Source organism: Streptomyces scopuliridis, from assembly GCF_042790125.1.
Taxonomy (GTDB): domain Bacteria; phylum Actinomycetota; class Actinomycetes; order Streptomycetales; family Streptomycetaceae; genus Streptomyces; species Streptomyces scopuliridis_A.
On record NZ_JBHTZS010000001.1, the window covers coordinates 321,314 to 345,636 of the forward strand.

At 72.4% G+C, this 24,323-nt stretch carries 22 protein-coding genes; 13 read left to right on the forward strand and 9 right to left on the reverse strand.

Annotation, left to right across the window (positions count from 1 at the left end; all coding sequences use genetic code 11):
• Positions 1-75: 75 nt before the first annotated feature.
• Positions 76-1,530, forward strand: a complete 1,455-nt coding sequence (locus ACFRKB_RS01225; protein WP_383102213.1) for an MFS transporter — start codon at positions 76-78, stop codon at positions 1,528-1,530.
• 79 nt (positions 1,531-1,609) lie between these two features.
• Here the strand turns inward: ACFRKB_RS01225 and ligD are convergent, their stop codons facing one another.
• The gene (gene ligD / locus ACFRKB_RS01230) at positions 1,610-2,617 is read right to left on the reverse strand and encodes a non-homologous end-joining DNA ligase (RefSeq protein WP_383102214.1); all 1,008 of its coding nucleotides are present in this window, start codon (positions 2,615-2,617) and stop codon (positions 1,610-1,612) included.
• A gap of 261 nt (positions 2,618-2,878) precedes the next feature.
• On the opposite strand from ligD, the gene ACFRKB_RS01235 reads away from it, so the two are divergent.
• The 4 genes from ACFRKB_RS01235 (at position 2,879) to ACFRKB_RS01250 (ending at position 7,564) form a co-directional block, all read left to right on the forward strand.
• Positions 2,879-4,261, forward strand: a complete 1,383-nt coding sequence (locus ACFRKB_RS01235) for an alpha/beta family hydrolase (RefSeq protein WP_383102216.1) — start codon at positions 2,879-2,881, stop codon at positions 4,259-4,261.
• Between the two features lie 26 nt (positions 4,262-4,287).
• Positions 4,288-4,911, forward strand: a complete 624-nt coding sequence (locus ACFRKB_RS01240; RefSeq protein WP_383102217.1) for an Rv1733c family protein — start codon at positions 4,288-4,290, stop codon at positions 4,909-4,911.
• 76 nt (positions 4,912-4,987) lie between these two features.
• On the forward strand, positions 4,988-5,743 hold the full coding sequence (locus tag ACFRKB_RS01245) for a helix-turn-helix domain-containing protein (RefSeq protein ID WP_383102219.1): 756 nt from the start codon (positions 4,988-4,990) through the stop codon (positions 5,741-5,743).
• 84 nt (positions 5,744-5,827) lie between these two features.
• Positions 5,828-7,564: a sensor histidine kinase gene (locus ACFRKB_RS01250; RefSeq protein WP_383102221.1), complete on the forward strand. Its 1,737-nt coding sequence runs from the start codon at positions 5,828-5,830 to the stop codon at positions 7,562-7,564.
• Positions 7,565-7,583: 19 nt separating this feature from the next.
• Here ACFRKB_RS01250 and ACFRKB_RS01255 read toward each other — a convergent pair whose 3' ends face one another.
• The 3 genes from ACFRKB_RS01255 to ACFRKB_RS01265 form a co-directional block, all read right to left on the reverse strand.
• Complete coding sequence (locus ACFRKB_RS01255) at positions 7,584-8,300, reverse strand: response regulator (RefSeq protein WP_383102223.1); 717 nt, start codon at positions 8,298-8,300, stop codon at positions 7,584-7,586.
• A gap of 220 nt (positions 8,301-8,520) precedes the next feature.
• Positions 8,521-10,023: a sensor histidine kinase gene (locus ACFRKB_RS01260; protein ID WP_383102224.1), complete on the reverse strand. Its 1,503-nt coding sequence runs from the start codon at positions 10,021-10,023 to the stop codon at positions 8,521-8,523.
• A complete protein-coding gene (locus tag ACFRKB_RS01265; protein WP_383102226.1) occupies positions 10,023-10,766 on the reverse strand; it encodes a response regulator transcription factor in 744 nt (247 codons plus the stop codon). The genes ACFRKB_RS01260 and ACFRKB_RS01265 overlap by 1 nt, the downstream gene beginning before the upstream one ends.
• A 155-nt stretch (positions 10,767-10,921) precedes the next feature.
• Between ACFRKB_RS01265 and ACFRKB_RS01270 the strand changes: the two genes are divergently transcribed.
• From ACFRKB_RS01270 to ACFRKB_RS01280, 3 genes are all read left to right on the forward strand, one after another.
• Positions 10,922-12,283 carry a ferredoxin reductase family protein gene (locus ACFRKB_RS01270; RefSeq protein WP_383102228.1) on the forward strand — a complete coding sequence of 454 codons (1,362 nt, stop codon included), beginning with the start codon at positions 10,922-10,924 and terminating at the stop codon, positions 12,281-12,283.
• Positions 12,284-12,294: 11 nt separating this feature from the next.
• A complete protein-coding gene (locus ACFRKB_RS01275) occupies positions 12,295-12,744 on the forward strand; it encodes an FMN-binding protein (RefSeq protein WP_383102230.1) in 450 nt (149 codons plus the stop codon).
• Positions 12,745-12,851: 107 nt separating this feature from the next.
• Complete coding sequence (locus tag ACFRKB_RS01280) at positions 12,852-13,604, forward strand: FAD:protein FMN transferase (RefSeq protein WP_383102555.1); 753 nt, start codon at positions 12,852-12,854, stop codon at positions 13,602-13,604.
• A 59-nt stretch (positions 13,605-13,663) separates the two neighbouring features.
• Here the strand turns inward: ACFRKB_RS01280 and ACFRKB_RS01285 are convergent, their stop codons facing one another.
• Both ACFRKB_RS01285 and ACFRKB_RS01290 read right to left on the reverse strand, forming a co-directional pair.
• Positions 13,664-14,338, reverse strand: a complete 675-nt coding sequence (locus ACFRKB_RS01285; RefSeq protein WP_383102232.1) for a CBS domain-containing protein — start codon at positions 14,336-14,338, stop codon at positions 13,664-13,666.
• Between the two features lie 172 nt (positions 14,339-14,510).
• A complete protein-coding gene (locus ACFRKB_RS01290) occupies positions 14,511-15,776 on the reverse strand; it encodes an APC family permease (RefSeq protein ID WP_383102234.1) in 1,266 nt (421 codons plus the stop codon).
• A gap of 131 nt (positions 15,777-15,907) precedes the next feature.
• On the opposite strand from ACFRKB_RS01290, the gene ACFRKB_RS01295 reads away from it, so the two are divergent.
• Complete coding sequence (locus tag ACFRKB_RS01295) at positions 15,908-17,977, forward strand: hypothetical protein (protein WP_383102236.1); 2,070 nt, start codon at positions 15,908-15,910, stop codon at positions 17,975-17,977.
• Here the strand turns inward: ACFRKB_RS01295 and ACFRKB_RS01300 are convergent.
• A complete protein-coding gene (locus ACFRKB_RS01300; protein ID WP_383102238.1) occupies positions 17,974-19,605 on the reverse strand; it encodes a translation initiation factor 2 in 1,632 nt (543 codons plus the stop codon). The genes ACFRKB_RS01295 and ACFRKB_RS01300 overlap by 4 nt on opposite strands.
• Before the next feature lie 304 nt (positions 19,606-19,909).
• On the opposite strand from ACFRKB_RS01300, the gene ACFRKB_RS01305 reads away from it, so the two are divergent.
• Both ACFRKB_RS01305 and ACFRKB_RS01310 read left to right on the forward strand, forming a co-directional pair.
• Positions 19,910-20,419, forward strand: coding sequence for a hypothetical protein (locus ACFRKB_RS01305; protein WP_383102240.1), 510 nt, complete (start codon positions 19,910-19,912; stop codon positions 20,417-20,419).
• Between the two features lie 66 nt (positions 20,420-20,485).
• Positions 20,486-20,935 (forward strand): ArsR/SmtB family transcription factor, encoded by a 450-nt coding sequence (locus tag ACFRKB_RS01310; protein ID WP_383102242.1) that lies wholly within the window; start codon positions 20,486-20,488, stop codon positions 20,933-20,935.
• A gap of 91 nt (positions 20,936-21,026) precedes the next feature.
• On the opposite strand, the gene ACFRKB_RS01315 is transcribed toward ACFRKB_RS01310, so the two are convergent.
• Positions 21,027-21,767 (reverse strand): SDR family oxidoreductase, encoded by a 741-nt coding sequence (locus tag ACFRKB_RS01315; RefSeq protein WP_383102244.1) that lies wholly within the window; start codon positions 21,765-21,767, stop codon positions 21,027-21,029.
• 174 nt (positions 21,768-21,941) lie between these two features.
• Here ACFRKB_RS01315 and ACFRKB_RS01320 point away from each other — a divergent pair, with 174 nt between their 5' ends.
• Positions 21,942-22,397, forward strand: a complete 456-nt coding sequence (locus ACFRKB_RS01320; RefSeq protein WP_383102246.1) for a DNA-binding protein — start codon at positions 21,942-21,944, stop codon at positions 22,395-22,397.
• A gap of 39 nt (positions 22,398-22,436) precedes the next feature.
• Here ACFRKB_RS01320 and ACFRKB_RS01325 read toward each other — a convergent pair whose 3' ends face one another.
• Complete coding sequence (locus ACFRKB_RS01325) at positions 22,437-23,243, reverse strand: ATP nucleotide 3'-pyrophosphokinase (protein WP_383102248.1); 807 nt, start codon at positions 23,241-23,243, stop codon at positions 22,437-22,439.
• Positions 23,244-23,442: 199 nt separating this feature from the next.
• Here ACFRKB_RS01325 and ACFRKB_RS01330 point away from each other — a divergent pair, with 199 nt between their 5' ends.
• Entirely contained in the window at positions 23,443-24,318 is an 876-nt protein-coding gene (locus ACFRKB_RS01330; RefSeq protein WP_383102250.1) for an oxidoreductase, read from the forward strand.
• The last annotated feature ends 5 nt before the right edge of the window (positions 24,319-24,323 follow it).

The window sequence follows — 24,323 nt, forward strand, 5'->3', positions numbered from 1 at the left end:
GGAGACAACCGGCGTGGCGGGGACAGCCGTCGGATAGTGGTTCAGTGCGACGTACGCGACGGCAGGAGGGAATCGATGACGCCGCCCGCCGCATCGGAGCCGGGCACCCTCACCACGGCCGTGCCGGCACGGCTCGACCGGCTGCCCTGGTCGCGCTGGCACTGGATGATCGTGATCGGCCTGGGTACGGTCTGGATCCTCGACGGTCTCGAAGTCACGATCGTCGGCAATATCGCCGGGCGTCTGTCCGAGCCGGGCAGCGGTCTGGCGATCACATCGGCTCAGGTCACGGGCGTCGCCGCCGCTCTGTACGTGGCGGGGGCGTGCACGGGCGCGCTGTTCTTCGGCCGGCTCACCGACCGTTACGGCCGCAAGAGGCTGTTCATGGTGACCCTCGCGGTCTATCTCGGCGCCACCGCGATGACCGCGCTGTCCTTCGACGCCTGGTGGTTCTTCCTCTTCCGCTTCCTCACCGGATTCGGCATCGGCGGTGAGTACGCGGCCATCAACTCGGCCATCGACGAGCTGATCCCGTCCGCGTACCGGGGACGTGTCGACCTGATCATCAACGGCAGCTACTGGCTGGGCGCCGTGGGCGGTTCGCTGCTGTCCATCCTGTTGCTGAACACCGAACTCCTCCCCGAGGACCTGGGGTGGCGCCTCGCCTTCGCGCTCGGCTTCGTCCTCGGCCTGGTCATCCTCCTCGTACGACGGCACGTACCGGAGAGCCCCCGCTGGCAGCTCATCCACGGGTACGGCGAGGAGGCGGAGAAGCTGGTCGATTCCGTCGAACGGAGCATCGAGGCGGAGAAACACGGGAAGCTCCCTCCGCCGGCCGGTGAGATCACGATCCATGAGCGCAAGAGCATCGGCTTCGGCCTCATCGCCAGGACGGTCTTCCGCCGGTACCCCAGGCGGGCGGTGCTGAGCCTGTCGCTCTTCATCGGGCAGGCGTTCCTCTACAACGCGATCACGTTCGGGTTCGGCACCATCCTGACGACGTTCTTCGGCGTCGGCACCGGACACACGGGCTACTACTTCGCGGTCATCGCCGCCGGGAACTTCGTCGGCCCGCTGCTGCTCGGCAGGCTCTTCGACACGGTCGGCCGTCGAATCATGATCTCCGGCACCTATCTGCTGTCGGGCGTGCTGCTCTTCGTCACCGCCTGGCTCTTCGACCGCGGCTCACTGACGGCCACCACACTCACCGCGTGCTGGTGCGTGGTGCTGTTCTTCGCGTCGGCGGGCGCGAGCAGCGCGTATCTCACGGTCTCCGAGATCTTCCCGATGGAGACCCGCGCCATGGCGATCGCGTTCTTCTACGCGCTCGGTACGGCGGCGGGCGGCATCAGCGGCCCGCTGGTCTTCGCGGACCTCACGGCCTCCGGGGTGGTCGGGGACACGGCGCTCGCCTTCCGGATCGGCGCCGCACTCATGTGCGCGGCGGGGCTGGTGGCGGCGTTCCTCGCGGTACGGGCCGAGCGCCGGTCGCTGGAGGACATCGCGACGCCCCTGTCGACGGCGAGATGACCGGCGAGGCGGGGCCGGGCGAGGCGAGTCGGGCTGGGAACGAGCGGCGGGGCGGGGGCGCGCGTGGGGGCGTCGCCGGTCACGCGGCCCGCTCCCGTACCACCTCGGCCGGATCCTTGTCGTCGCGCAGTCCGCGGAACCGGGGGTGGCGCAGCATCCCGTCCCGCGTCCATTCCGTGAACTCGATCTCGGCGACGAGCCGGGGGCGCGCCCAGTGCGGGGCGCGCTCACGGACCGGGGTGGCGAACGGCGAGTGTTCCAGGGCCAGTTCGTCGAGCCGGTGGCGCAGATCCCGCAGGGTTCGCTGGTCGTACCCCGTACCGGCCTTGCCCACGTAGCGCAGCCGGCCGCCCTCGTAGTACCCGAGGAGCAGCGCTCCGAAGCCGATGCGCGAGCCGGACGGTTCCGTGAAGCCGCCGATGACGAACTCCTGCGCGCGCAGGCACTTGAGCTTCAGCCAGTCGGGGGACCGGCGGGGCTGGTAGCGGCCGGCGGCCCGTTTGGCGATCAGCCCCTCCCAGCCCCGGGCGCACGCCTCGTCCAGCAACTCCTGGCCGCCGTGGTTGCGGTGGGAGATGAACCGCAGCGGGGGCCGGTGGACCAGGGCCCTGCGGAGCAGGGATTTACGTGAGCGCAGGGGGAGCGCGGTGACATCGGCGCCGTCGAGCCGCAGGAGGTCGAAGAGACAGTAGGTGACGGCGACGCCGGTGGCGCGGGCCCGGCGGGCGTCGGAGATCCCCATCCGCTTCTGGAGCAGGGCGAAGTCGGTACGGCCGTCCGCGAAGGCGACGATCTCGCCGTCCACGGTGAAGTCGGCGCAATCCTGCGCGGCGAGGGCGTCCAGGATCTCCGGGTAGGTGCTGTTCAGCCGTACGCCGTTGCGCGACAGCAGCCGTACGCCGCGCGCGTCCCGCACCGCGAGCACCCGGACCCCGTCGAGCTTGCGCTCGAAGATCCACGCGTCGTCGAACTCACGGCGGTCGCTCAGGGTGGCCAGCATCGGCCGGGACGCCAGCTCGACGCCCGGACGCGCGTCGGTCAGCCGTCGGCGTTCGGCGGCCGGCAGCGTCTCCAGGAGACCGGTCATCACCGCTCGCCTCCTCCGGGCCCGGCCCTGTACGACGCGCGGGCCCCTGAGTCCGAGCATCGGTGAGCGGTTCCCCGTCGGCAACCGCGCCTCCCGGCCCCGGGGGCCGCGAGGCGCCCGTACCGGGGTTCGCCCGTACCAGCCCGTACCACCCGTACCAAGGGATAGGGCCGGACGGCACTGGCATGGGTCTCTTGGCCCCTGTCGGGGCGGATGGTCCGCGTGGTGCGGTGGAAGCGGGCTTCGGGAGAGGAGGCGGGCATGCGTTTCGCCGACCGAACGACCGCCGGGATACAGCTCGCCGGGGAAGTGGCGCGGCTGGACCTCGACGACCCTCTGGTGCTGGGGCTGCCGCGTGGCGGGATCCCCGTGGCGTACCAGGTCGCGCGGGTGCTCGACGCGCCGCTCGATGTCATCGCCGTCCGCAAGCTCGGAGTGCCCTCCAGGCCCGAGCTCGGGTTCGGCGCCATCGGCGAGGGCGGGGTACGCATCCTGAACGACGATGTGGTGCGGGCCGCCCGGCTCGGGCCGCGTGAGCGCGCCGCGGTGGAGCTGACCGAGCGGAACGCGCTGGAAGGGCGCCTTCGCGCCTACCGGGCGGATCGACCGCCCACCGCCCTCACCGGGCGGACGGTGGTGATCGTCGACGACGGCATCGCCACCGGATCGACCGCTGCCGCCGCCTGCGAGGTGGCGCGGGCACGCGGTGCGGCCCGGGTGGTGCTCGCCGTACCCGTGGCTCCGCCCGGAGCGGTGGCGGAACTGAGCGGGGAGGCAGACGAGGTGGTGTGCCTGTACTCGCCGGACTACTTCGGTTCCGTCGGCCAGTGGTACACGGACTTCTCCCAGACCACCGACGCCGAGGTCGTCGAGCTGCTCCATGACCGCCTGGCCACCTCCGGGGGCGCCACGAGAAGCGCCACGGAGGGTACGGAGGCCGGCGGCCCCGGCGGCGGCGCGGATGACGCCCAGCCCGTCGGCCCGGTTGCCGGACCGGTCGTCGAGCGTGAGGTCGAGATGACCATCGACGGCCGCGGGCTGCCCGGAAATCTGACCCTGCCGGACGGCGCGCCGGGCGTGGTGGTCTTCGCCCACGGCAGTGGCAGCAGCCGGCACAGCCCCCGCAACCGGTCGGTGGCCGCGCGGCTCAACCGGGCGGGCCTCGGCACCCTGCTGTTCGACCTGCTCACCCCCGAGGAGGAACGCGACAGGGCCAATGTCTTCGACATCCCCCTGCTGGCCCGGCGGCTCACCCTGGTCACCGCATGGCTGGGGGCCGAACACGCCCTGCCGGTCTGCTACTTCGGGGCCAGCACGGGCGCGGCGGCCGCGCTCCTGTCCGCCGCCGAGCCGCACGCGGACATCAAGGCCGTGGTCTGCCGCGGCGGCCGTCCCGACCTGGCCGGCGACGCGCTCGCCGACGTACGGGCACCCACTCTCCTCATCGTGGGCGGCGCCGATACGCAGGTGCTCGACCTGAACCGGCTGGCGGCCGAGCGTATGCACTGCGAGCAGCGTCTCGACGTGGTGCCCGGGGCGACCCATCTCTTCGAGGAGCCGGGCGCTCTCGAAGCCGTGGCGGATCTGGCCCGTGAATGGCTCACGGAACATCTGTCCCCGAGCGCGCAGCGTGCGCGGCATTGAGCCCGTCGAGTTCAGGAGGCCGGACCATGCGGACGCCGGATCCACGGGACCCCAGGAACCACCGGAAGCACCGGCCGGGACATCGGCGAGCCGCCGGGAAGGACAATCCGCTGCGCAGGCCGGCCGACCGGCTGCGGGTCTTCGTCAACGTGCTCCTGATCGTCGTACTGATCATCGGCCTGCCGCTCGCGGGATGGGCGGCCGGCAGCTTTACCTATGACCATTACCAGGGGATCACTCACTCCCGGAACGTGGGGAAGCACCAGGTCACGGCCCATCTGACGGCGAACGCGAGCCATCTCGTACCGGGCGCAGTCCCGGGCGGCGCGGTGGGCAGCGCGCCGGTCACCTGGACCGACGCGAGCGGGACACACACCGGCAGGACCGTCGTCATCGAGGGCCAGAAGAAGGGATCGTCCATCCGTATCTGGGTGGACCGGTCGGACCGGATCACCCTGCCCCCGGAGAACTCGACCGTGGGCCTCATCACCGGAGTGACCGCCGGGATCGTGGCCGCGAGCACGACGGCCGTCCTGGTGACCGGCGCGCGGGTGGGGTTCCACCGCTCGCTCGACCGCCGGCTCGACGCCCAGTGGGACAAGGAATGGGCCCAGGTGGAACCCAAGTGGTCGCACAGGAGCGACCGTTGAGACGCAGGCGCGCGCAGCCCCCGGTGCCGGAGGCCGGGGCGTACGAGGAACACCACCGACCCGCGGGAGAGCCACCATGACGGACAGGACCACCGGCAGGACGACGGACGCGACGACGGACGCCACGGCGGGCAGGGCGCCGGACGACGGTTTCCGCCCCGGGAACCCGGCCCCGCACCGCGCGGACCTGGGCCGACGGGTCCTGGCACGGCGGCAGGAACTGGGGCTCACACGCGAGGACGTGGCCGTACGGGCGGGCTCGGCACCCGGTTACATCCAGTATCTGGAGGAGCACCCCGCGGCGCCGGGAATCGGCTTCCTGCTGCGCCTCGCCGACGCGCTGGAGACCACCGTCCCTGAGCTGACGGGCGCCACGACGGATCTCCCGCCCGGAATCGGCGCGGCCGGATACCGGCCCGAGCTGATCACGCTCAGCTCCGAGGAGTCCCGGACGCTGCTGTCCACCCACGGGGTGGGGAGAGTGGCCGTGACGCGGGGCGGCGAGCCCGCGATCTTTCCCGTGAACTACACGGTCGACGGTGAGCTGGTGGCGTACAGGACCGCTCCGGACGCCGAGCCTGCCGCGGCCGCGGGCCATGAGGTCGCCTTCGAGGTGGACCATATCGACGAGGCGTTCAGCCAGGGCTGGAGCGTTCTCGTCGTCGGCGCGGCACAGTCGGTGACCTCCTCCGACCGGGTGATGCGGCTGGAGGAACTGGCCCACACCACCGCCTGGGCCGGCGGCGACCGCGGCCTGTGGATCGTCATCACACCCACGCAGGTCACCGGGCGCCGGATCGAGGTGCACCACGGCCACCGGCCCTCCGTCTGAGCCATCCTTCCCCGGAGCCCTTACGGTGGGAAGTGCGGCTGGTCACTGGTCAGCGGTCCGAAGCCCGGCCGCGACGGAGGGACCGTGGGCGACGACGGGAACAGATGGGCCGAGGGTGCCCCGAGACGGCTGGACGTCCTCCCGGAGGAGTTGCAGGCGCAGCTGGACGCTGTCCGGCAGGGGACGCCGCGATCGATGCAGAGCCTGCTCGAAGCCGTGCTCTCGGTCGGGCGCGAGCTGGATCTGTCCCAGGTGCTGCGGCACATCGTGGAGGCCGCGGTGGTCCTCGTGGACGCGGAGTACGGCGCGCTCGGCGTCATCGGCGAGGGCATGACGCTCTCCCGCTTCCTGCCCGTCGGCCTCACCCCGGACGAGATGGACGCCATCGGCCGGCTGCCCGAGGGCCATGGAATCCTGGGCGAGCTGATCCGTCACCCCGATTCCCTGCGGCTCTCCGAGATCTCGGACCATCCCGAGTCGTACGGGTTTCCGCCCAGCCATCCGCCCATGCACTCGTTCCTCGGCGTGCCGATCAGGGTGCGGGACACCGTGTTCGGCAACCTCTATCTCACCGAGAAGAGGGGCGGCAAGGACTTCGACGACGAGGACGAGACCGTCCTGTCCACCCTCGCCGTGGCCGCCGGGGTGGCCATCGAGAACGCGCGGCTGTACGAGAAGGCCCGGGACCGGCAGCACTGGCTGGAGGCCAACGCGGAGATCGTCGCGGGCCTGCTCTCCGGGGCGGACGAGACGCAGGTGCTTCCCCTGGTCGTCGACCACGCGCGCCGGATCCTCGCCGTCGACCTGGGAGCGCTGGCGCTGCCCGAGGAGGGCGAGGACGTACTGCGGATCGCGTTCGCCACCGGGGTCGACGCCGAGGCGCACAACGGTCTGGTGCTGCCACGGAAGGGCTCGTTCGTCGGAGCCGCCCTGCACGCGGGAAAGCCGCTGATCAGCCTGGACGTCGAGACCGATCCGAGGAGCACCGAGGGCCCTGCCGGGTGGGGCGGTCTGGGGCCCGCCGTCGCGGTGCCGATGGTCGCCCGCGACGATGTGCGCGGCGTACTGCTGCTGGCCCGGCTCCGCGGGAAGGTCCCGTTCACCGAGGCCGAGACGGCACCGCTGCTGGCCTTCGCCGGACAGGCCGCGCTCGCCATGGAACTCGCCGGGCGACGGCGCTCCGCCGAGCAGCTGACCCTGCTGGAGGACCGCGACCGGATCGCCCGTGACCTTCACGATCTGGCCATCCAGCGGCTCTTCGCCACCGGCATGACCCTGCAGAGCACGCTGCGGTTCGTGGACCACCCGGCGGCGCGCGAGCGGCTGCTGCGTGCCGTGGACGATCTCGACGAGACCATCAAGATCATCCGCTCGACGATCTTCGGCCTGCGTGCCCATGACACGGGACGTACCCGGCAGGGGCTGCGGGTCCGCGCCACCGTGGCGGTCGAAGAGGCCGTACGCTCCCTCCGCTTCACGCCGTCGCTGCGCATGGAAGGGCTCATCGACACGGATGTGCCGTCAGCGGTCGCCGACCACGTCGTCGCCGTCCTGGGCGAGGCGCTGAGCAATGTCGCACGTCACGCGCGTGCCACGGGCGCGGAGGTGTCCCTCGTCGTCCGCGATCACCGGCTGACCCTGACCGTCTCGGACAACGGGGTCGGTATCGCGCCGGACAGCCCCCGAAGCGGCCTGGACAACCTCGCCGGGAGAGCGGAGTCCCTGGGCGGCCGGATGACGGTCGAAGCCACTGGTCGTGGTGGTACGCGCGGTCGCGGCGGTACGCGCCTCGTGTGGACCGTGCCGGTCGCCCCCTGCTGAGCGGGCGGCGGTCAGCGGCTCATGTGGCCGGGCCGTGGCCGTGGCCCGGACCTGCGGAGTGCGGGGCCGCCTGAGTGGCGAGGACGGCCGCCTGAATACGCCGTTCGACACCGAGCTTGGCCAGCAGCCGCGAGATATGGTTCTTGACCGTCTTCTCGGAGAGATAGAGCCGCTCGCCGATCTGCCGGTTGGTCAGCCCTTCGCCGATCAGCCCCAGGATCTCGCGCTCGCGAGGGGACAGCCCGGACAGCGCGTCGGGCTCCCGCCGCTCCTCCTCCGCGTCCTCACCGCGCAGACTGCTCATCAGCCGGGTCGTCGTGGCCGGGTCGAGCATGGACCGGCCCGAGGCGACCGTACGTACGGCGTCCACCAGATCCGACCCCTTGATCTCCTTCAGCACATAGCCCGCCGCCCCGGCCATGATCGCGTCGAGCAGCGCGTCGTCGTCATCGAACGACGTGAGCATCAGACAGGCCAGACCGGGCATCCGCGACCGAAGCTCCCGGCAGACCCTGATCCCGTCACCGTCCGGCAGGCGTACGTCGAGAACGGCGACATCCGGCCGGAGCGCCGGGCCCCTGGCCAGGGCGTGGTCGATCGAGGCCGCGTCGCCGACCACCTCGATGTCCGGCTCCGCGTCGAGCAGATCCTGCACCCCGCGCCGCACGACCTCGTGATCGTCCAGCAGGAACACCCGGATCGGCTTCCGCGCCGAGAAGTCCCGTGCCTCGTCCATGCCAGTCCTCCGCGCCGTCGTGGGGCCCGCGTCCCCTTCATCGTGGCGCCACTTCCCCATCGTGGCGCGGGCTCCGGTGGGCGTACCAGGGCCGAACGGGGCCCGCGCATGGGCCGTCCAGGTCCCCCGGAGCGCCACAGCCCGGACCCCGGCCGGCCCTGGACGCGTGAGTCCGGGCATCGCGCTCGACCGTCGGGCGCCGGCGTCACGGCCTTCCGGATCATGTGCTTTCCGGATGTCGGCCTTCCGGATCGCGGTCCTCTTCGCGGAGCGACGCGGGGAGCGTCATCGTGAACACGGTGCGCCCGGGTGCGCTCTCCACGCCGACCGTGCCGCCGTGCGCGGCGACCACCGCGTACACGATGGCGAGCCCCAGCCCCGTGTTGCCCGCCGCGCGCGAGCGGCTGATGTCCGCGCGTACGAAACGGCCGAAGATCTCGGGCTGGAGCTCCTCGGGGATGCCGGGACCGTCGTCCGCCACGCTCAGCCGGATGCCGTCCTCGCCGGCCGTCAGCCGTACGGTGACCCGCGTACCGACCGGAGTGTGCGAGCGGGCGTTGGCGAGGAGATTGCCGACGGCCTGGTGCAGACGGTGCTCGTCGCCCGTCATGGTCACGGCCTCCTCCGGCAGATCGAGCAGCCACCGGTGGCCGGGCCCGGCGGCCCGCGCGTCGTCCGTGGCGTCGAGCACCAGCCGCGTGAGGTCCACGGGCCCGCGTTCCAGGGCGCGGCCCGCGTCGATACGGGCGAGCAGAAGCAGATCGTCCACCAGGCGGCTCATACGCTCCGACTCGGACTGGATACGGTCCAGCGCCCGCCTGACCTCGCCCGGTACGGGGCCCTTGTGCCGGAGCGCGAGCTCCGCGTGCCCCCGGATGTTGGCCACGGGCGTACGCAGTTCATGGCTGGCGTCCGCGGCGAAGTGGCGCAGACGTTCCTCACTGGCCTGCCGTCGCTCCAGGGCGTTGCCGACATGGCCGAGCAAGCGGTTGAGCGCGGTCCCGACCTGGCCCACCTCCGTACGCGGGTCCGTGACCGGTACCGGGTCCGGCATGGCGACCTCGCCACTGGCGAGAGGACGCTCGGCCACGTTCGCCGCGGTACTCGTCACCCTGCGCAGCGGGCCCAGCGACAGCCGCACCCACAACGCGGCCAGGATCCCGGTGCCGATCAGGGCCACGCCGAAGACCGCCGACTCCACCCACTCCAGCCGGTGCACGGTCTCCTCGACGGGGCGCAGCGGCAGCCCGGTGACCAGCACATCGCCGTCGTCGCCCTTGACGGCCGCCAGCCGGTAGGCCCCCAGCGCGGACAGCCGGAGCGTATGCCCCTTCCCGTCGACCGGCAGCGCGGCGAGCTCCCGCCGGTCCTCCGCCGAGAGCCGTACCTGCGAGTCGCCCTCTTTCGTGACGACGGCCGCCTGGGTGGTCGTACCCCGCAGCAGCCGGGCTCCGAATGTGCCCTTCGACTGGCCACGGGTGTCGGGGCGGTTGTCGCCGTCCGGAGTGGCCTCGTGTTCCAGGCTGGCCGCGAACTTCCCCTCGGAGGCGGAAAGCTGCTGGTCGATACGGCGGACGAGAAAGCCTTCGAGCGCGACGGCCGTGGTGACGCCCACCGCCAGGCAGGCGAGGGCGAGGAGCACGACGAGCCCGGCGGTCAGCTGGCCGCGCAGCGTGCGTGGCCACAGGGAGCGCGGCGAAAGACCACGCGGCGCGACCGCCATCAGGACTCCGGCTTGAGTACGTAGCCCACGCCGCGCACGGTGTGGATCATCCCGGGACGCCCCGTGTCGATCTTCTTCCGCAGATAGCTGATGTACAGCTCCACGACATGCGCGCGGCCACCGAAGTCGTAGGACCAGACCCGGTCCAGGATCTGCGCCTTCGACAGCACCCGGCGGGGGTTGCGCATCAGGAACCTGAGCAGTTCGAACTCCGTGCGCGACAGCTCGACGAGATCACCGCCACGGGTGACCTCCCTGGCCTCCTCGTCCATCACCAGGTCTCCCACGACCAGCAGCCGGTCACCGTTCGTCTCGCGCGCCATGCCGGCCCGCCGCAGCAGCCCGCGCAGCCGGGCCAGCAGCTCCTCCAGGCTGAACGGCTTGGTCACATAGTCGTCGCCGCCCGCGGTGATCCCGGCGATCCGGTCCTCGACGGAGTCGCGCGCGGTCAGAAACAGCACACACACGTGTTCCAGCTCCCCGCGCAGCCCGTGCAGCACCCCCAGACCGTCCATGTCGGGCAGCATCCAGTCCAGGACGACGGCGTGCGGACGGAACGAGCGGGCGGTGGCGACGGCCGACGCGCCGTCGGACGCGGTGCGCACCTCCCAGCCCTCGGCCGACAGCACGCCGGAGAGGACCTCGGTGAGATCCGGCTCGTCATCGACGACGAGGACCCGCACCGGAGCGCCGTCACTGCCGTACAGACGGGGCGGGGGGCCCGGGGGGCTGTGATTGTCCATGGTCCCTACAGCATCCCCCGCGACCCGGGGCGTGTGGTTCAGGGCTCGCTCTGAGTTTCCTCTGAATACGCCCGGAGCGACGGCGCTCAGAAGATCCTCAGAGGTTGGGTTGCCAGGCTGGGCGGCCATGAGTCACCAGGCGGAAGGAAGCTCCCATGACCAGCGCGACCCACGCGCGCCGCACCACGGACCGCGCGCTGCTGCCGCGGCGGCCGCGCTCGGCCGTCCCCGCGGTGACGCTGGGAGCGATCTGGGCAGGTGCCGCCGGTGTCCTCGCCCTGTGGTGGAGCGATACGCCGTCCGTCGTGGGCACGGGCGAGTGGCTGACCGGCGCGGCCCGGATCACCGGACTCCTGGCGGGGTACGCCTGCGCCGTGCTGGTCGCCCTGATGGCGCGGACACCGTTTCTCGACCACAGCATCGGCAGCGACCGGCTCGCGCGCTGGCACGCGATGGGCGGCCGGTACACCATCTCGCTGGTGCTCGCCCACACCCTGCTGATCATCTGGGGCTACTCCCTCACCGCGCACACCGGCGTGGTGGACCAGACGACCACACTCCTGCGCGCCTACCCGGACATGCTCAAGGCCACCGTCGCCTTCCTGCTGCTGGTGGGCACCGCGATCGTCTCGGCACGGGCCGCGCGGCGCAGGATGCGCTACGAGACCTGGCACTACCTGCACTTCGCCACATACCTGGCCGTCTTCCTCGCCTTCTTCCACCAGCTCAGCAACGGCGCCGACTTCGTCGCCAACCGGCCGGCCCAGGCGGCCTGGTACACGCTGTACGCGGGAGTCGCCGCGCTCATCGGCTGGTACCGCTTCCTGGTCCCGGTACGGCGGGCGCTGCGCCACCGGCTGCGCGTCGCCGGCCTCCGGTACGAGGCGCCCGGCATCGTATCCGTCCATCTCACCGGCGAGCACCTGGACGAACTCGGCGCGCGGCCGGGGCAGTTCTTCCGCTGGCGCTTCCTGGCACCGGGCCTGTGGTGGACCGCCAACCCGTACTCACTCTCCGCGCCGCCGCTCGCCCGCCGGCTGCGGATCACCGTGAAGGAGGCCGGCGGGCACAGCGCGGCGCTGGCCCGGCTGCGGCCGGGGACGCGGGTGTGGGCCGAGGGGCCGTACGGTTCCTTCACCGCGGACCGGAGCGCGTCGCGGAAGGTGCTGCTGCTGGCGGGCGGTGTCGGGATCACACCGCTGAGAGCGCTGTTCGAGACGCTTCCCGGCGAGGTGACGCTCATCTACCGGGCCCGCCGCCCCGAGGACCTCGCCCTGCGCGCCGAACTCGACGCGATAGCGGCGGCCCGCGGCGCCGTCGTGCACTACGTCGTCGACGAACCGGCCGCGTACTCCTCGCCGCTGACGGCCCGCGCGCTGAGTCAGCTGGTGCCCGGACTGGCCGCGCACGAGGTGTATCTGTGCGGCCCGCCCGGCATGACCGAGGCCGCCACCCGCGCCCTGCGGGGCGCCGGGGTGCCGCGCCGGCATATCCATCACGAGTCATTCGAGTTCTGAGGAGACCACCCGTGCGACGAGCCGTCCTGACCGCGGCGTCGACCTGCTCCCTGGTCGTCGTGCTGCTCGCGCTCAAGCCGCACCACACCGCCGCGACCTCCGCGCTCGGGGGCGGCACGCCGCCTGCCGGGACGGTCCCGCCGCCGACACCGTCCGCGCCCCCGGCGAGCGGCGGGCAACCGGTCAGCGGCACGTACACCGGTGACCCCGTCGACACCCAGTACGGGACGGTGCAGGTCGCCGCGACCGTCCAGAACGGGAGGCTCACGGCGGTCAAGGTCCTCCAGGTGCCGTCCGGATCCGGCCGTGACCAGCAGATCACCGCCTACGCCGTGCCACGGCTGACGCAAGAGGCGCTCAGTGCCCACAGCGCGCACATCGACGCGGTCTCGGGCGCCAGTTACACCAGCCAGGGCTATATCCAGTCCCTGCAGAGCGCGCTCGACAAGGCCGGTGTCTGATGGTGTCCGACACGGGCAGGGAACCAGGTACGGGTACGAGGACGGGTACGGGTACGGGCAGGGGTACGCGGCCGGGGCATGGCGCCTGGCGCCATGTCGAGCACGCGATGGGCACCGTCTTCTCGTTCGACATACGCGACCCGCGCACACCCGCCATCGAGGCCGCGCTGCGCGAGGCGGTGCGCTGGCTGCACCACGTCGACGAGGTGTACTCCACGTACCGGCCCGAGAGCATCATCTGCCGTCTCTCGCGCGGCGAGATCGCATTCGAGGAGTGCTCCCCTGAGGTACGCGAGGTCCTCAACCTCTGCAAGCGGGCCGTACGGCACACCGGCGGCTGGTTCAGCCATCTCGCGGGCGGCGTCCTCGATCCGTCCGGGCTGGTCAAGGGGTGGTCCGTCGAGCGCGCCTCGCGGATCCTGCGCGAGGCGGGCGCCCGCAACACCTGTGTCAACGGCGGCGGGGACCTGCAACTCGGGGGCGAGGCGGCGCCGGGCGCCCCGTGGCGCATCGGGATCTCGGACCCCCTGCGTCCCGGCGAGCTCTGTACGGTCGTCACCGGCCGCGACCTGGCCATCGCCACGTCGGGCGAGACGGAACGCGGAGCCCATATCCTCAACCCCCACCACGGCACACCGGCGCACGGCCCGGCGTCCATCACGGTGGTCGGCAAGCGGCTCACCATGACCGACGCGTACGCGACCGCGGCCTTCGCCATGGGGGAGGCGGCACGGGACTGGCTGGAATCCCTCGACGGCTACGAAGGGTTCGCGGTGACACCGGACGGCGGGTCGTGGCGCACCAGCGGGTTCCCGGGCGAAACACCGCCGGGTACGCCGGCGGAGGTGTCCGGGCCCTGAAGGCAGCCGCCGGGCACAGGCTGTACCTCTGCAATGTCTTCCGCGGTTCGGAGCGCGGCTCACGCCTGGGGCGATGCCGTCGCCGGGGCACCCGGCCCCACCAGCTCGCATTCGACGTCGACGACCCCCTCGACGGCCCGCACCATCCTGGCCGCCACCGGCACCAGCGCGGTGTCGCCGACCCGGCCCCTGAGCGTGACGACGCCGTCGGCCACGCTGACCCGCACATCCTCGCCGGCCACCAGGAACAGGCGGTCGACCACCTCCGTACGTACCTCCTGAGCGAGATCCTCGTCGGACCGCAGGAACACCTTCAGCAGGTCACACCGGCTGACGATGCCCCGCAGCATGCCCTCGCCGTCGACCACCGGCAGCCGCTTCAGCCGCCCCCGGACCATGGTCCGCGCCGCACGGGCCAGAGAGGCGTCCTCCCGGACCGTGACCGCAGGGACGCTCATCAGCTCCTCGGCGGTCAGCGCCCCGGCCTTGCGCAGATCGTCGAGACGGCGCTGCTGCTCCAGCCGGCTCGGGTCCGCGTCCCGGAACTCCTCCTTGGGCAGCAGATCGGCTTCCGAGACCACCCCGACCACGCGGCCGTCGCCCGCCAGCACGGGCACGGCGCTCACTTTCCACCGCGCCATGGTCGCGACGATCTCCTTGAAACCGGCCCGCGGGCTCACGGCGACGACGGGGCGCGTCATCACCTCGCTCACGGTGTGCGGCGTCTCGTGCATGTCCCTCCGCTCCCTCCCGCGCTCCGGGCGCGTGGTGTTTCCTCACGTCCAAGCGTGAGCCCGCCGGAGGCGACGCCACAGGGGCTGACCGGCCCTGACTCCCGTCCGAGCGGCCCGGAGCCCGCCCCGGCCCGGAGCCCGCCCGCGTGAGCCACCGGTCTCAGCCCCGGTCTCAGCCTCGGGCGGCGGCCCCGCGCAGGCCGTACGCGGCGGCGCCGAGCGCCAGCACCGCCGCTCCCCAGAGGACCGAGGCCGCCGGCAGGGCGAAGGCGAGGGCCAGGCAGCCGGCCATGCCCAGGACAGGCACGATCCTGGCGGGGCGGCCCTCGGCCGGGGTCAGCGTCCAGGCGGAGGCATTGGCGATGGCGTAGTAGGCCAGCACGCCGAAGGACGAGAACCCGATCGCGCCGCGCACATCGACGGTCGCCGCCAGGACGGCGACCACCGCGCCGATCGCGAGTTCGGCGCGGTGCGGCACGTGGAAGCGCGGGTGGACGGCGGCCAGGGCGTACGGCAGATGCCGGTCCCGGGCCATGGCCAGCGTGGTACGGGAGACACCGAGGATCAGCGCGAGCAGCGAGCCGAGCGCCGCCACCGCGGCCCCGGCCCGTACCACCGGCACCAGCCCCGGAACCCCGGCGGCCCGGACCGCCGCGTCCAGCGGCGCGGTGGCCCCGGCCAGGCCGTCGGGGCCGAGCACCGAAAGGACCGCGACGGCGACGCCCGCGTAGACGGCCAGCGTGATGCCCAGGGCGAGCGGGATCGCGCGGGGGATCGTCCGGGCCGGGTCGCGTACCTCCTCGCCGAGGGTGGCGATCCGCGCGTAGCCCGCGAACGCGAAGAACAGCAGCCCCGCCGCCCGCAGCACCCCGCCGAAGGTGGTGTCCGCCCCGATGTCCAGCCGCGCCGACGCGGCCGTGCCACCGGTCAGACAGGCCGTGACCACGGCGGCCAGGACCGCCAGCACGACCGCGACGATGCCCCGCGTCAGCCACGCGGACTTCCGTACGCCCGCGTAGTTCACCGCCGTCAGGGCCACCACGGCCGCCACCGCCACCGCGTGCGCCCGGCCGGGCCAGACGTACGCGCCCACCGTCAGCGCCATCGCCGCGCAGGAGGCGGTCTTGCCGACCACGAAGCCCCAGCCGGCCAGATAGCCCCAGAAGTCACCGAGGCGCTCGCGGCCGTAGACGTACGTGCCGCCGGACCGCGGATAGCGGGCGGCCAGCCGCGCGGATGAGGTGGCGTTGCAGTACGCCACCACCGCGGCCACCGCCAGGCCCAGCAGCAGCCCGGACCCGGCCGCCGACGCGGCCGGCGCGAGCGCGGCGAAGATCCCCGCGCCGATCATCGCCCCGAGCCCGATCACCACGGCGTCGAACACGCCCAGATGCCGCTTCAGCCCGCCCGCTCCTGCGGGCCCCGCCGACGTACCCATCGCTCGCTCCTTGACGCTGATCCCCTGGCCGGACAACGGTTCCTCCACCGGTTGTCGGCGCACGCACGATATCCGCCCGGGTGTTCGCGATCGGGCCGTGGCGGGGTCGAGGCGGCTGGTAGACATGGACCATGACGTATCAGATCCCCCCGCCGGTGCCGTACTTCATCGGTCGGCAGCGCGAACAGGCCCTGGCCGCCACGGCTGTCGCGGAGCGCGACGGCGAGCGGGACGGCGGGCGCGAGGGAGAGCGGGAGCGGGCCGGGGAGTCCCGCCCGCTGCTGTTCGCGCTGAGCGCGCTGGGCGGTACGGGGAAGACGGAGCTGGCGTTCCAGCTGGCCCGTACGCTGCGGTCCCGCCACCCCGACGGCGTTCTCTATGTCGATCTCGATGATCTCCGGCGCGGCGGCGTGGTGGAGGTCGGGGACGCTCTCGGGGATCTGCTCGGTTCACTCGGGGTGGAACCGGAGTGGCTGAAGCCGTCGTTCAAGGCCCGGTGCAAGCAGTACTGGACGAAGACGGACGGCACGAGCCTTGTCATCGTCGTCGACAACGCGCGCTCCGCGGCCGAGGTCGTACCGCTGCTCCCCGCGTCCGGCGACAGCGTGGTGATCGCCACAAGTCAGGGGCCGCTGTACGACCTTGAGGACGCGGCGGCGATCGATCTCGCCCTGCCTCCACTGGATCCGCCCGATGCCCTGGCGCTGCTGCGGAGCATCGCCGGGGACGCGCGGCTGGCCGCCGAGCCGGAGGCCGCCGACAGACTGGTCGGCCTCTGCTGCGGTCTGCCCGCGGCCCTCCATGTCGCCGGCCGGTGGATCCGCAGGCACCGGCGCACTCCCCTGCCGCGGCTGATCGACGAGCTCACCGCCGAGCTGCACGGGAAGGGGATCCCCATGGTGGAAGTGCTGTGGGACGCGGCCTATCGCGGGCTCGGCCCCGAGGCGGCACTGCTCTACCGGATGCTGCCGGGCATCCCCGGGACGTCCTTCACCCCCGAGGCGGCCACGGCGATCCTGGGCCGGGGACGGGACGCCGCCGACCGGGCGCTGGAGGAGCTGGAGTCGGCCGGCTTACTCGACACCAGGGATGTGTCAGGCACCGGGGACGACCGTAAACGTCTGCCCGAACTGCTGCGCGCCCACGCGGGACGCCAGGCAGGCGACGGCACCGAGGAAGAGCGGTCAGCGTGGCAGCCGCGCATCGTGCGCTGGTATCTGCGCCAGGCGCAGCGCGCCGATTGGTACGCGGCGGGTACGCGCATGACCTTCGCGGACCTGGTCGATCCCCTCCCCGGCGCCCCTGATGTCCCGTTCGAGGACGGCGGGGACGGCGGGGACGGTGAGGTCGGCGGGGACGTAACAGCCAACGCGGCGGCCCGGAAGGAACGGGCGTTTCGCTGGCTGGAGAGCGAGCGCCATGCGCTCTACGCTTCCGTGGATCTCGCCTACGCGCACGGGTGCGACACCGAGGCCGCGGCCTTCGGCGAACCCCTGTGGACCCACTACCTCGATCACCCGCACGACACCGACGGCATCGAGGCTTTCCGTACCGCACTGGCCGCGGCGCAACGGGCGGGACACATTCCGTTGATCGTGCGGATGCGCTGTCAACTGGCACGTCCGCTGTGGAAACAGGGGGAGTTCGCGGAGGCGGAGCGTGAGCTCGCACAGGCGCTCGGCGCGTCACGGTCCCTGGGCGAGTCCGACCGGTACCGCAAACTGGGCGCGTCAGTGCTCGAGTTCCAGGGCATGCTGCGGTCGGCGCGCGGTGACTGGGCAGCGGCGGCGGCCGATTTCGAGACATCGCGCGAGGTCCACCGGGGGATCGGCAATGAGTACGGCGCCATGCTCCAGACCTACCGGCTGGGGGAGGCCGTCGCCGAACTCGGTCAACTGGAGCGGGCCGCCGGGCTGTTGGAAGAGGCGCATACGGAGGCGCGCCGGCTGGGGCGCGAACGCCTGACCGCGCGGACCGGATTCGCGCTGGGGGGTGTGCTCCACCGTCTCGGCCGGGGGAGTGCGGCACACGAGCTGTACGTCGCGGCGCTGGACAGCGCGCGGGAGCGCGGCGCCGACCACGAAGAGGCGCGGATTCTGGACGCGCTCGCGGTGCTGGCCGAGGAGGAGGGACATACGGCCGAGGCGCGGCGACACCGCGAGGACGCGCGCGTCATCCGGGTACGGAACGGCCTTGCCTAGAGCGTGAGTTCGGCCTCGTCCGGAGTGGCGGGGGAGAGCCGGACCGGGAAGCGCCACTGCCCGGTGCGGCAGGTGATGGCGTCGGCGGTGGCGGCGACGGACTGTCCGGGACGCGCGCCCAGCCACGCGTGGACGGCGCTGAGTACGGCAGCCGGATCGGCCTCCACGATCCGATCGGTCTCCCGGCAGGGGGAGACACGGACCGTGAGCAATGCCCCGGAACGGGTGCGCAGCACACAGAGCGACGGTGACAGGACGACGGCGGCGGTGCGGCACCCCGGGTAGCTGTCCAGAATGCCGGCCGTCCATCCGGCCGCCGTCCGGACCTCGCGGTGCGGGGAGGCGATGGACCGCTGCGGGGAGGCCGTGGACCGTTCGGCCCGGCGGTAGAGCAGCCCCGCACTCTGCGCGTGCCGCTCACTCGCGGTGCCGTGTTCCGCGGCGAGGTGGTGCGCGGGCGCGTCGCTGTGGGCGGGATACCGCTCGACCCGTACTTCGGCGCCGCCGATGTGGACGCGTACCGCGAAGGCCGCCGGTACGCGGGCGGACGGGGCGGGCGGCGGAAGGACACGGGCGGTCGCCGGGTCGGCCAGAGGGTCGAGTCCGAGCAGCCCGTAGACCTCCTCGCGCAGCCGCTCCAGCGCGTGGCCCCGCTCGGCGAAGGCGGCATCCGCGAACGCGCGGGTGACGCCGGGGCGGTGCGCGTCGAGTGCGGTCTCGATCGCGGCTTCGAGTGAGCTTTCCGGGCGGTCCGATCGCTCCAACCGCACGCTGTGGGCGAGCAGTTCGGCCATCGGGCTGCCGGGGATCAGTTCGTCGCCCCCGTCGTAGGCGGCGATCACCGTACGGTCCAGGGCCGCCGCGTACAGAGCCGTCGAGCCGTGATCGGTGACGACCGCGTCGGCGGCGACGAGCACCGCGGCCCACTCCTCGTACGGACCGGCGAGAACCAGACCGGCGTCCAGGGCGGGAGCGAGACGTTCCGCGAGATCGAGGACGCCGGTCCGGCTGCGCTCGTTGGGATGCACGATCAGGGCGAGCTGGTAGCGGTCGTGGGGCAGCCGGACGGCGAGCTCCGCGGGCAGCGCCGGGCGCCGTGCGAGCAGCGATTCGGGGCCCCAGGTGGAGGTGAGGACGATCAGCTCGCGCCCGCCGGTTCCCAGGGCCGCGCGATACTGATCGCGGTGGGAGCGGGACGCGAGCAACCGTTCCAGCGTGGGGTCACCGACCACCGCGCTCTGCCGTGCGGCCGACGGGCTGACAGCGGCCAGACGTGCGACCTGGCTGGGGTGGGCCAGCGCGTAGAGCGTGGACACGGGCCGGCCGCCCGGCAGGACATAGGCCGGATCGAGACCGGAGGCGGAGTCGCCCGAGCCCTCGCCGCGGATGGTCTTGTTGAACCCCGCTCCGTGCGGGAGCAGCACGCGGTCACCGCGCAGCAGGCCGAGATCGCCCTTCGGGCTGGCGGCGAGGATCAGATCGAACGAGCGCCGGCACGCCTCGTCCCACGGGATCGTGCGCGCGTGGACCCGCTCGATGGCGGCCAGGGCGTCCACATCGAAATCGGAGCCGGGGACGAGGGTGAAGAGCCGGCGGATCCGGTCGTCACCGGCGAAGACGGGGAGCACGTCGAGGAGCCGGTGCAGGGCGTTCGCCGACCGGACGGCGAAGAGTACGTCGCCCGTCGCCCGTCGCCCGTCGCCCGTCGCCCGTCGCCCGTCGCCCGTCGCCCGTCGCCCGTCGCCCGTCGCCCGTCGCCCGTCGCCCGTCGCATGGATTATCCAATTCTAGAGCGGGAGTTACCGCCGCGCGGGCCGTTTCCGCAGATGAACGAGGTTGGTCAGGGGCGTCCGGCGGCATGCGGCGATCGTACCCGCCGGCACGCGGACCGGCTGCGGCGCCAGTGGAGCCGGTGCGGGAGAATGCGGCCCCATGAGTGAGTGGGGAATCGCATTGATCGCGGCGGGCTCGGCCCTCGTCGGAAGCCTCATCACCGGGTGGTTCACCCGCACCGCGGGCGGCAGACAGGCGGAGGCCGCACGGCACGCCGGGGACCGGCAGGCGGACGCGGTGCTGGACACCGTACGGGCGACGCTCGAAGAGCAGCGGGCGGTACGGGTGCTCGACCTGCGCCGCCAGACGTATGTGCGGTTCCTCGAATGCGCGGAGGTGGTCAGTCTGTCCCGGCGGACCGGCCACGGTCAGCCCGGCGACGGTCCCGCCCTGCAACGGGCTTTCGTCGCCGTCCTCTTGGAGGGGCCGGAGGAGGTCTCCGGAGCGGCGCGGCGGCTGGTCGACAGCCTGCGCGGCAGTCCGTCGCCCGATGACCTCGACCAGGCGCGGTCCGAGTTCATCGACGCCGCGCGGGGGACGCTGAGCCCGCCGAGCGGACAGCTCCCGCGCGCCCGCGCCGCCGCCCCGCCGTCCGGTGCCACCCCGTAGGCCCGCCACCCGGGCCGGCGTCTCCGCGCCGGTCGTCGACAGCCCGTCGTCGGTAGACTGGCCCGCATGGGCCATGGGACAGAGAGCAGGAACGACGCCAGCACTCGCGAGCGCCTCGACGCCGCGGGCCCCGCCGACGTCGCCTCCACCCTCCAGGCGCTGGCGACCCCCTCGCGGCTGTATATCCTCGCCCGTCTCCAGGAAGGCCCCTGCGCGGTCGGCGAGCTGGCCGAAGCGGTCGGGATGGAGCAGTCCGCCTGCTCCCACCAGCTCCGCCTGCTGCGCAATCTCGGCCTGGTCACCGGCGAGCGCCGGGGGCGCTCCATCATCTACGCCCTGTACGACCACCACGTCGCCGAACTCCTCGACCAGGCGCTGTTCCACGTCGAGCACCTGCGCCTCGGGCTGCGCGACCTCGCCCTCGCCGACGGCGCCCCACAGAAGGCCGAACCGGCGACCGCCGCGGCTCCGGCCCGGTCCGCGTCCGCCTCCGCCTCTGCCTCTGCCGAGAGCTGACGGACATCTACGCGATCCGGCTGGACAGGAAGACGGGCTGACAGCCCGAGTCGGGTCAGGAAGAGGCCGTGGCGGTACCCGCCGGGGCAAGTTACCGGCCCCCGGAGACTCTCAGCACCGTCCCCGTCGTGTACGAGGCGTCGTCCGACAGGAGCCAGGCGACGGCCGCGGCGATCTCGTGGGGCTCCCCGGGCCTGCCGAGCGGGATCGTGGCGGCGGCCTTCGCCGGACGGTCGGGATCCCCCATGGCGGCGTGCATCTCCGTGTTGATGACGCCGGGCGCGACCGCGTTGACCCTGATGCCGTCGGGGCCCAGCTCCTTGGACAGACCGACGGTCAGGGCGTCGGTGGCCGCCTTGGTCGCCGCGTAGTGGACATATTCGCCGGGGGCGCCGAGCGTGGCCGCCGCCGAGGAGACATTGACGATGGCGCCGGAGCCGCGCGCCGCCATGTCCCGGGCGGCGCGGCGGCAGCAGAGCAGATAGCCCAGCAGGTTCACCTCGATCACCCGCCGCAGGTCGGCGGTCCTCGCGTCGGTGAGTCTGGTGAGCGGGCCCGTCACACCGGCGTTGTTGACCAGCCCTGTCACCGGCCCGAGTTCGCTCGCGACGGTGTCGAACAGCCGCTCCACGTCCGCCTCTTCGGCGGTGTCGACCCGTACGGTGACACAGCGCGCCCCCGCCGCGCGGACGGCCGCCGCCGTCTCCTCGGCCGCCGCGTCGTTGCTGACGTACCCAAGGGCCAGATCATGCCCGTCGGCCGCCAGCCGGACGCATGTCGCGGCGCCGATACCCCGGCTGCCGCCCGTGACGATGGTTACCGGACGTGACACGAGCTGCCTCCTGCTGAGCGACGGATACGCCGGGAGCCGCAGTGCTTCCGTGGGATTCACCGGCCCGGCAGTAAGTCGTATCTCAGCCTCACCGCACGAACACATCCGGGGTGTTGAACGGATTGTTCACAACGATCCATTGACATCGACTTGTGTGTCCCCGATCCTGGTCGTATGTCATCGACGTCCGGTCGGCCCACCGACCCCTTCACACCCCCGCATCCGGAGCAGGCGCGCGCGCACCGCGTCCACGCGTCCCTGTTCCGTATCGCCGAGCGGCACGCGGCCACCGACGAGCAGCGCCGCCGACAGGTCCATCCCTCCGTCATCGCGCCGCACGAGGCCATCAGGCTGGTGTCGTTCCTGCTCAGTGGCGCGGCGCAGCCCGGCGAGGGCGAGCCGGCGGTGGATCACGCCGACATCACCGCCGCTCTGAGCCTCATCCCACTGGCGCGCGGTGAGATGGACGAACTGGAGGCCGGGCTCCTCAAGATGGCCCGGGGCCGCGAGATGACATGGCAGGAGATCGCCTTCGGTCTCGGCCTCGGCACTCCGCAGGCGGCGAGGCAGCGGTACGAACGGCTGGCCGATCGCACCGCTGCCGACCCTGACGGGGCGGAGGAGGCTTAGCCCCGCGTCAAGGCATCAGGTCATCAAGACCTCAATGCCTCAGGGCGCGGTGAGTTGGGCCGCCCCGGCGGGTACGGGGACGGCGCCGAAGATCTCGTCCATCCGCCGCTGGAGTTCACGGGCCCGCTCCGGGGAGGTGCTGGGCAGCCGCTGCTCCTCGTAGAGCCGGTGGGTGGACAGGGCGGCGTCCCGGCTCTCCGGGGTGTGGAACTGGATCTCGAACCGGTGCGGGGTGGACGACTCGTCCCAGTTGGTATTGATGCCCTTGTAGCCGGTCTTGCTGCCCCAGGTGTTCTTCCACCGCACCGCCGGCCCCTGCCAGGCGGAGACGAACCTGGCGGCGAGGGTGACGCCGTCGGTGTACCGGTCCGTGGGCCACTGGAAGGTGTAGCGCAGGGAGTCACCGATACCCGCGAGCGCCTGGTCGATGTTCTGGCCGGGGTGGTCGACCAGGCTCGTGGCCACCTTCCGCTTGAGGGAGTCGGGGGACTTCAGCCGCTGGTCGAAGCCGGCCAGTTCGGCGTTGCTGAGCCGGGCGATGTTCCGCAGCCGGGGGCTGATGACCGCCTCGGTCCTGCGGGCCTTGCTCAGGAACTCCTCGACGGCGTTGTTCTCCGCCGGGCTCAGGCTCAGCCCGTCACCCTGCCAGCCCTCATCGAGCCCGGGTGCCGGAGCCGGTGCCGGAGCGGGGGCGGGAACGGGTACGGGGACAGGGGCGGCGAGCGGGGCGTTCTTGACCGCCGTGCCGCCGTCCGCCGGAGTCACCGCATGGGCGGCGGTGAGGTTCAGGGCGGCGGCGAGTGCCGTACCGAGGGCCGCCGCGGCGGCCCTGCGCATCATGGTCATCGGGATGGATCCACCTGTTCGGCGCATGAGGGTGACCTGCGGTCACCGGGGCCCGGTTCAACCCCCGCGCGGCCCGACAGGTCACGGCCGCCCGCTCGGCCGGAGGCGTCCGGTTGTCGGCTGTTCCGGCGCCTCATACGCTCCATTTGTCGATGGCCGCCGGCCGCCGGGCCCCGGTCGCGGATAAGGAGCCACAGCCATGAGCGTCTGGATGATCACCGGTGCCTCGCGCGGATTCGGCGCGGAGATCGTCCGTACCGCCCTGGCGTCCGGGTACGACGTCGTGGCCACCGCGCGTGATCCGCGGACCGTGGAGGCCCGCTTCCCGGACGCGGGCGACGCCCTGCTCGCGCTTCCCCTGGACGTCACCGACGAGGGCCAGGCCCACGCGGCGGTCGCCGCGGCGACGGAGCGGTTCGGCGGTATCGACGTGGTGGTCAACAACGCCGGCCGCGGACTGCTCGGCGCGGTCGAGGAGGTCTCGGACGCGGCGGCCAGGGCGGTGTACGACACCAATGTGTTCGGCACACTCAATGTGCTGCGCGCGGTGCTGCCCGGGATGCGCGAGCGCCGGTCGGGGCACATCGTCAACATCAGCTCGGTCGGCGGCTTCACCGCCTCGGCGGGCTGGGGGGTCTACGCCTCCACGAAGTTCGCCGTCGAGGGTCTGTCCGAGGCGCTGGCGGCCGAGGTCGCGCCGCTCGGCATCACGGTGACCGTGGTCGAACCGGGCCTGTTCCGTACGGACTTCCTCGACGGCTCCAGCCTTCACACCGAGCCGAACGTGATCCACGACTACGCCGCCACCGCGGGCGGCACCCGCACCGGCGCGGTGGACCGCAACCACGCCCAGCCCGGCGACCCGGCCAAGGCCGCCCGCGTCATCGTCGACCTCGGCGGCAGTGAACGGGCCCCGCTGCGCATCCAGCTGGGCGCGGACAGCGTGGCGCGGGTGGAGGAGAAACTCCGCTTCGCCCTGGACGAGTTGGAGACGTGGCGGAAGGTGGCCACGAGTACGGACCACGACGACGTCACGAACGGACCGGGCACGAACGGACCGGGCACGAACGGATAGGGCAA

Coding starts and splice junctions, on each gene's coding strand:
- ACFRKB_RS01225 (WP_383102213.1), top strand. CDS start 76: ATGACGCCGCCCGCCGCATCGGAGCCGGGCACCCTCACCACGGCCGTG.
- ligD (WP_383102214.1), bottom strand. CDS start 2,617: ATGACCGGTCTCCTGGAGACGCTGCCGGCCGCCGAACGCCGACGGCTG.
- ACFRKB_RS01235 (WP_383102216.1), top strand. CDS start 2,879: ATGCGTTTCGCCGACCGAACGACCGCCGGGATACAGCTCGCCGGGGAA.
- ACFRKB_RS01240 (WP_383102217.1), top strand. CDS start 4,288: ATGCGGACGCCGGATCCACGGGACCCCAGGAACCACCGGAAGCACCGG.
- ACFRKB_RS01245 (WP_383102219.1), top strand. CDS start 4,988: ATGACGGACAGGACCACCGGCAGGACGACGGACGCGACGACGGACGCC.
- ACFRKB_RS01255 (WP_383102223.1), bottom strand. CDS start 8,300: ATGGACGAGGCACGGGACTTCTCGGCGCGGAAGCCGATCCGGGTGTTC.
- ACFRKB_RS01260 (WP_383102224.1), bottom strand. CDS start 10,023: ATGGCGGTCGCGCCGCGTGGTCTTTCGCCGCGCTCCCTGTGGCCACGC.
- ACFRKB_RS01265 (WP_383102226.1), bottom strand. CDS start 10,766: ATGGACAATCACAGCCCCCCGGGCCCCCCGCCCCGTCTGTACGGCAGT.
- ACFRKB_RS01270 (WP_383102228.1), top strand. CDS start 10,922: ATGACCAGCGCGACCCACGCGCGCCGCACCACGGACCGCGCGCTGCTG.
- ACFRKB_RS01280 (WP_383102555.1), top strand. CDS start 12,852: ATGGGCACCGTCTTCTCGTTCGACATACGCGACCCGCGCACACCCGCC.
- ACFRKB_RS01285 (WP_383102232.1), bottom strand. CDS start 14,338: ATGCACGAGACGCCGCACACCGTGAGCGAGGTGATGACGCGCCCCGTC.
- ACFRKB_RS01290 (WP_383102234.1), bottom strand. CDS start 15,776: ATGGGTACGTCGGCGGGGCCCGCAGGAGCGGGCGGGCTGAAGCGGCAT.
- ACFRKB_RS01295 (WP_383102236.1), top strand. CDS start 15,908: ATGACGTATCAGATCCCCCCGCCGGTGCCGTACTTCATCGGTCGGCAG.
- ACFRKB_RS01305 (WP_383102240.1), top strand. CDS start 19,910: ATGAGTGAGTGGGGAATCGCATTGATCGCGGCGGGCTCGGCCCTCGTC.
- ACFRKB_RS01310 (WP_383102242.1), top strand. CDS start 20,486: ATGGGCCATGGGACAGAGAGCAGGAACGACGCCAGCACTCGCGAGCGC.
- ACFRKB_RS01320 (WP_383102246.1), top strand. CDS start 21,942: ATGTCATCGACGTCCGGTCGGCCCACCGACCCCTTCACACCCCCGCAT.
- ACFRKB_RS01325 (WP_383102248.1), bottom strand. CDS start 23,243: ATGACCATGATGCGCAGGGCCGCCGCGGCGGCCCTCGGTACGGCACTC.
- ACFRKB_RS01330 (WP_383102250.1), top strand. CDS start 23,443: ATGAGCGTCTGGATGATCACCGGTGCCTCGCGCGGATTCGGCGCGGAG.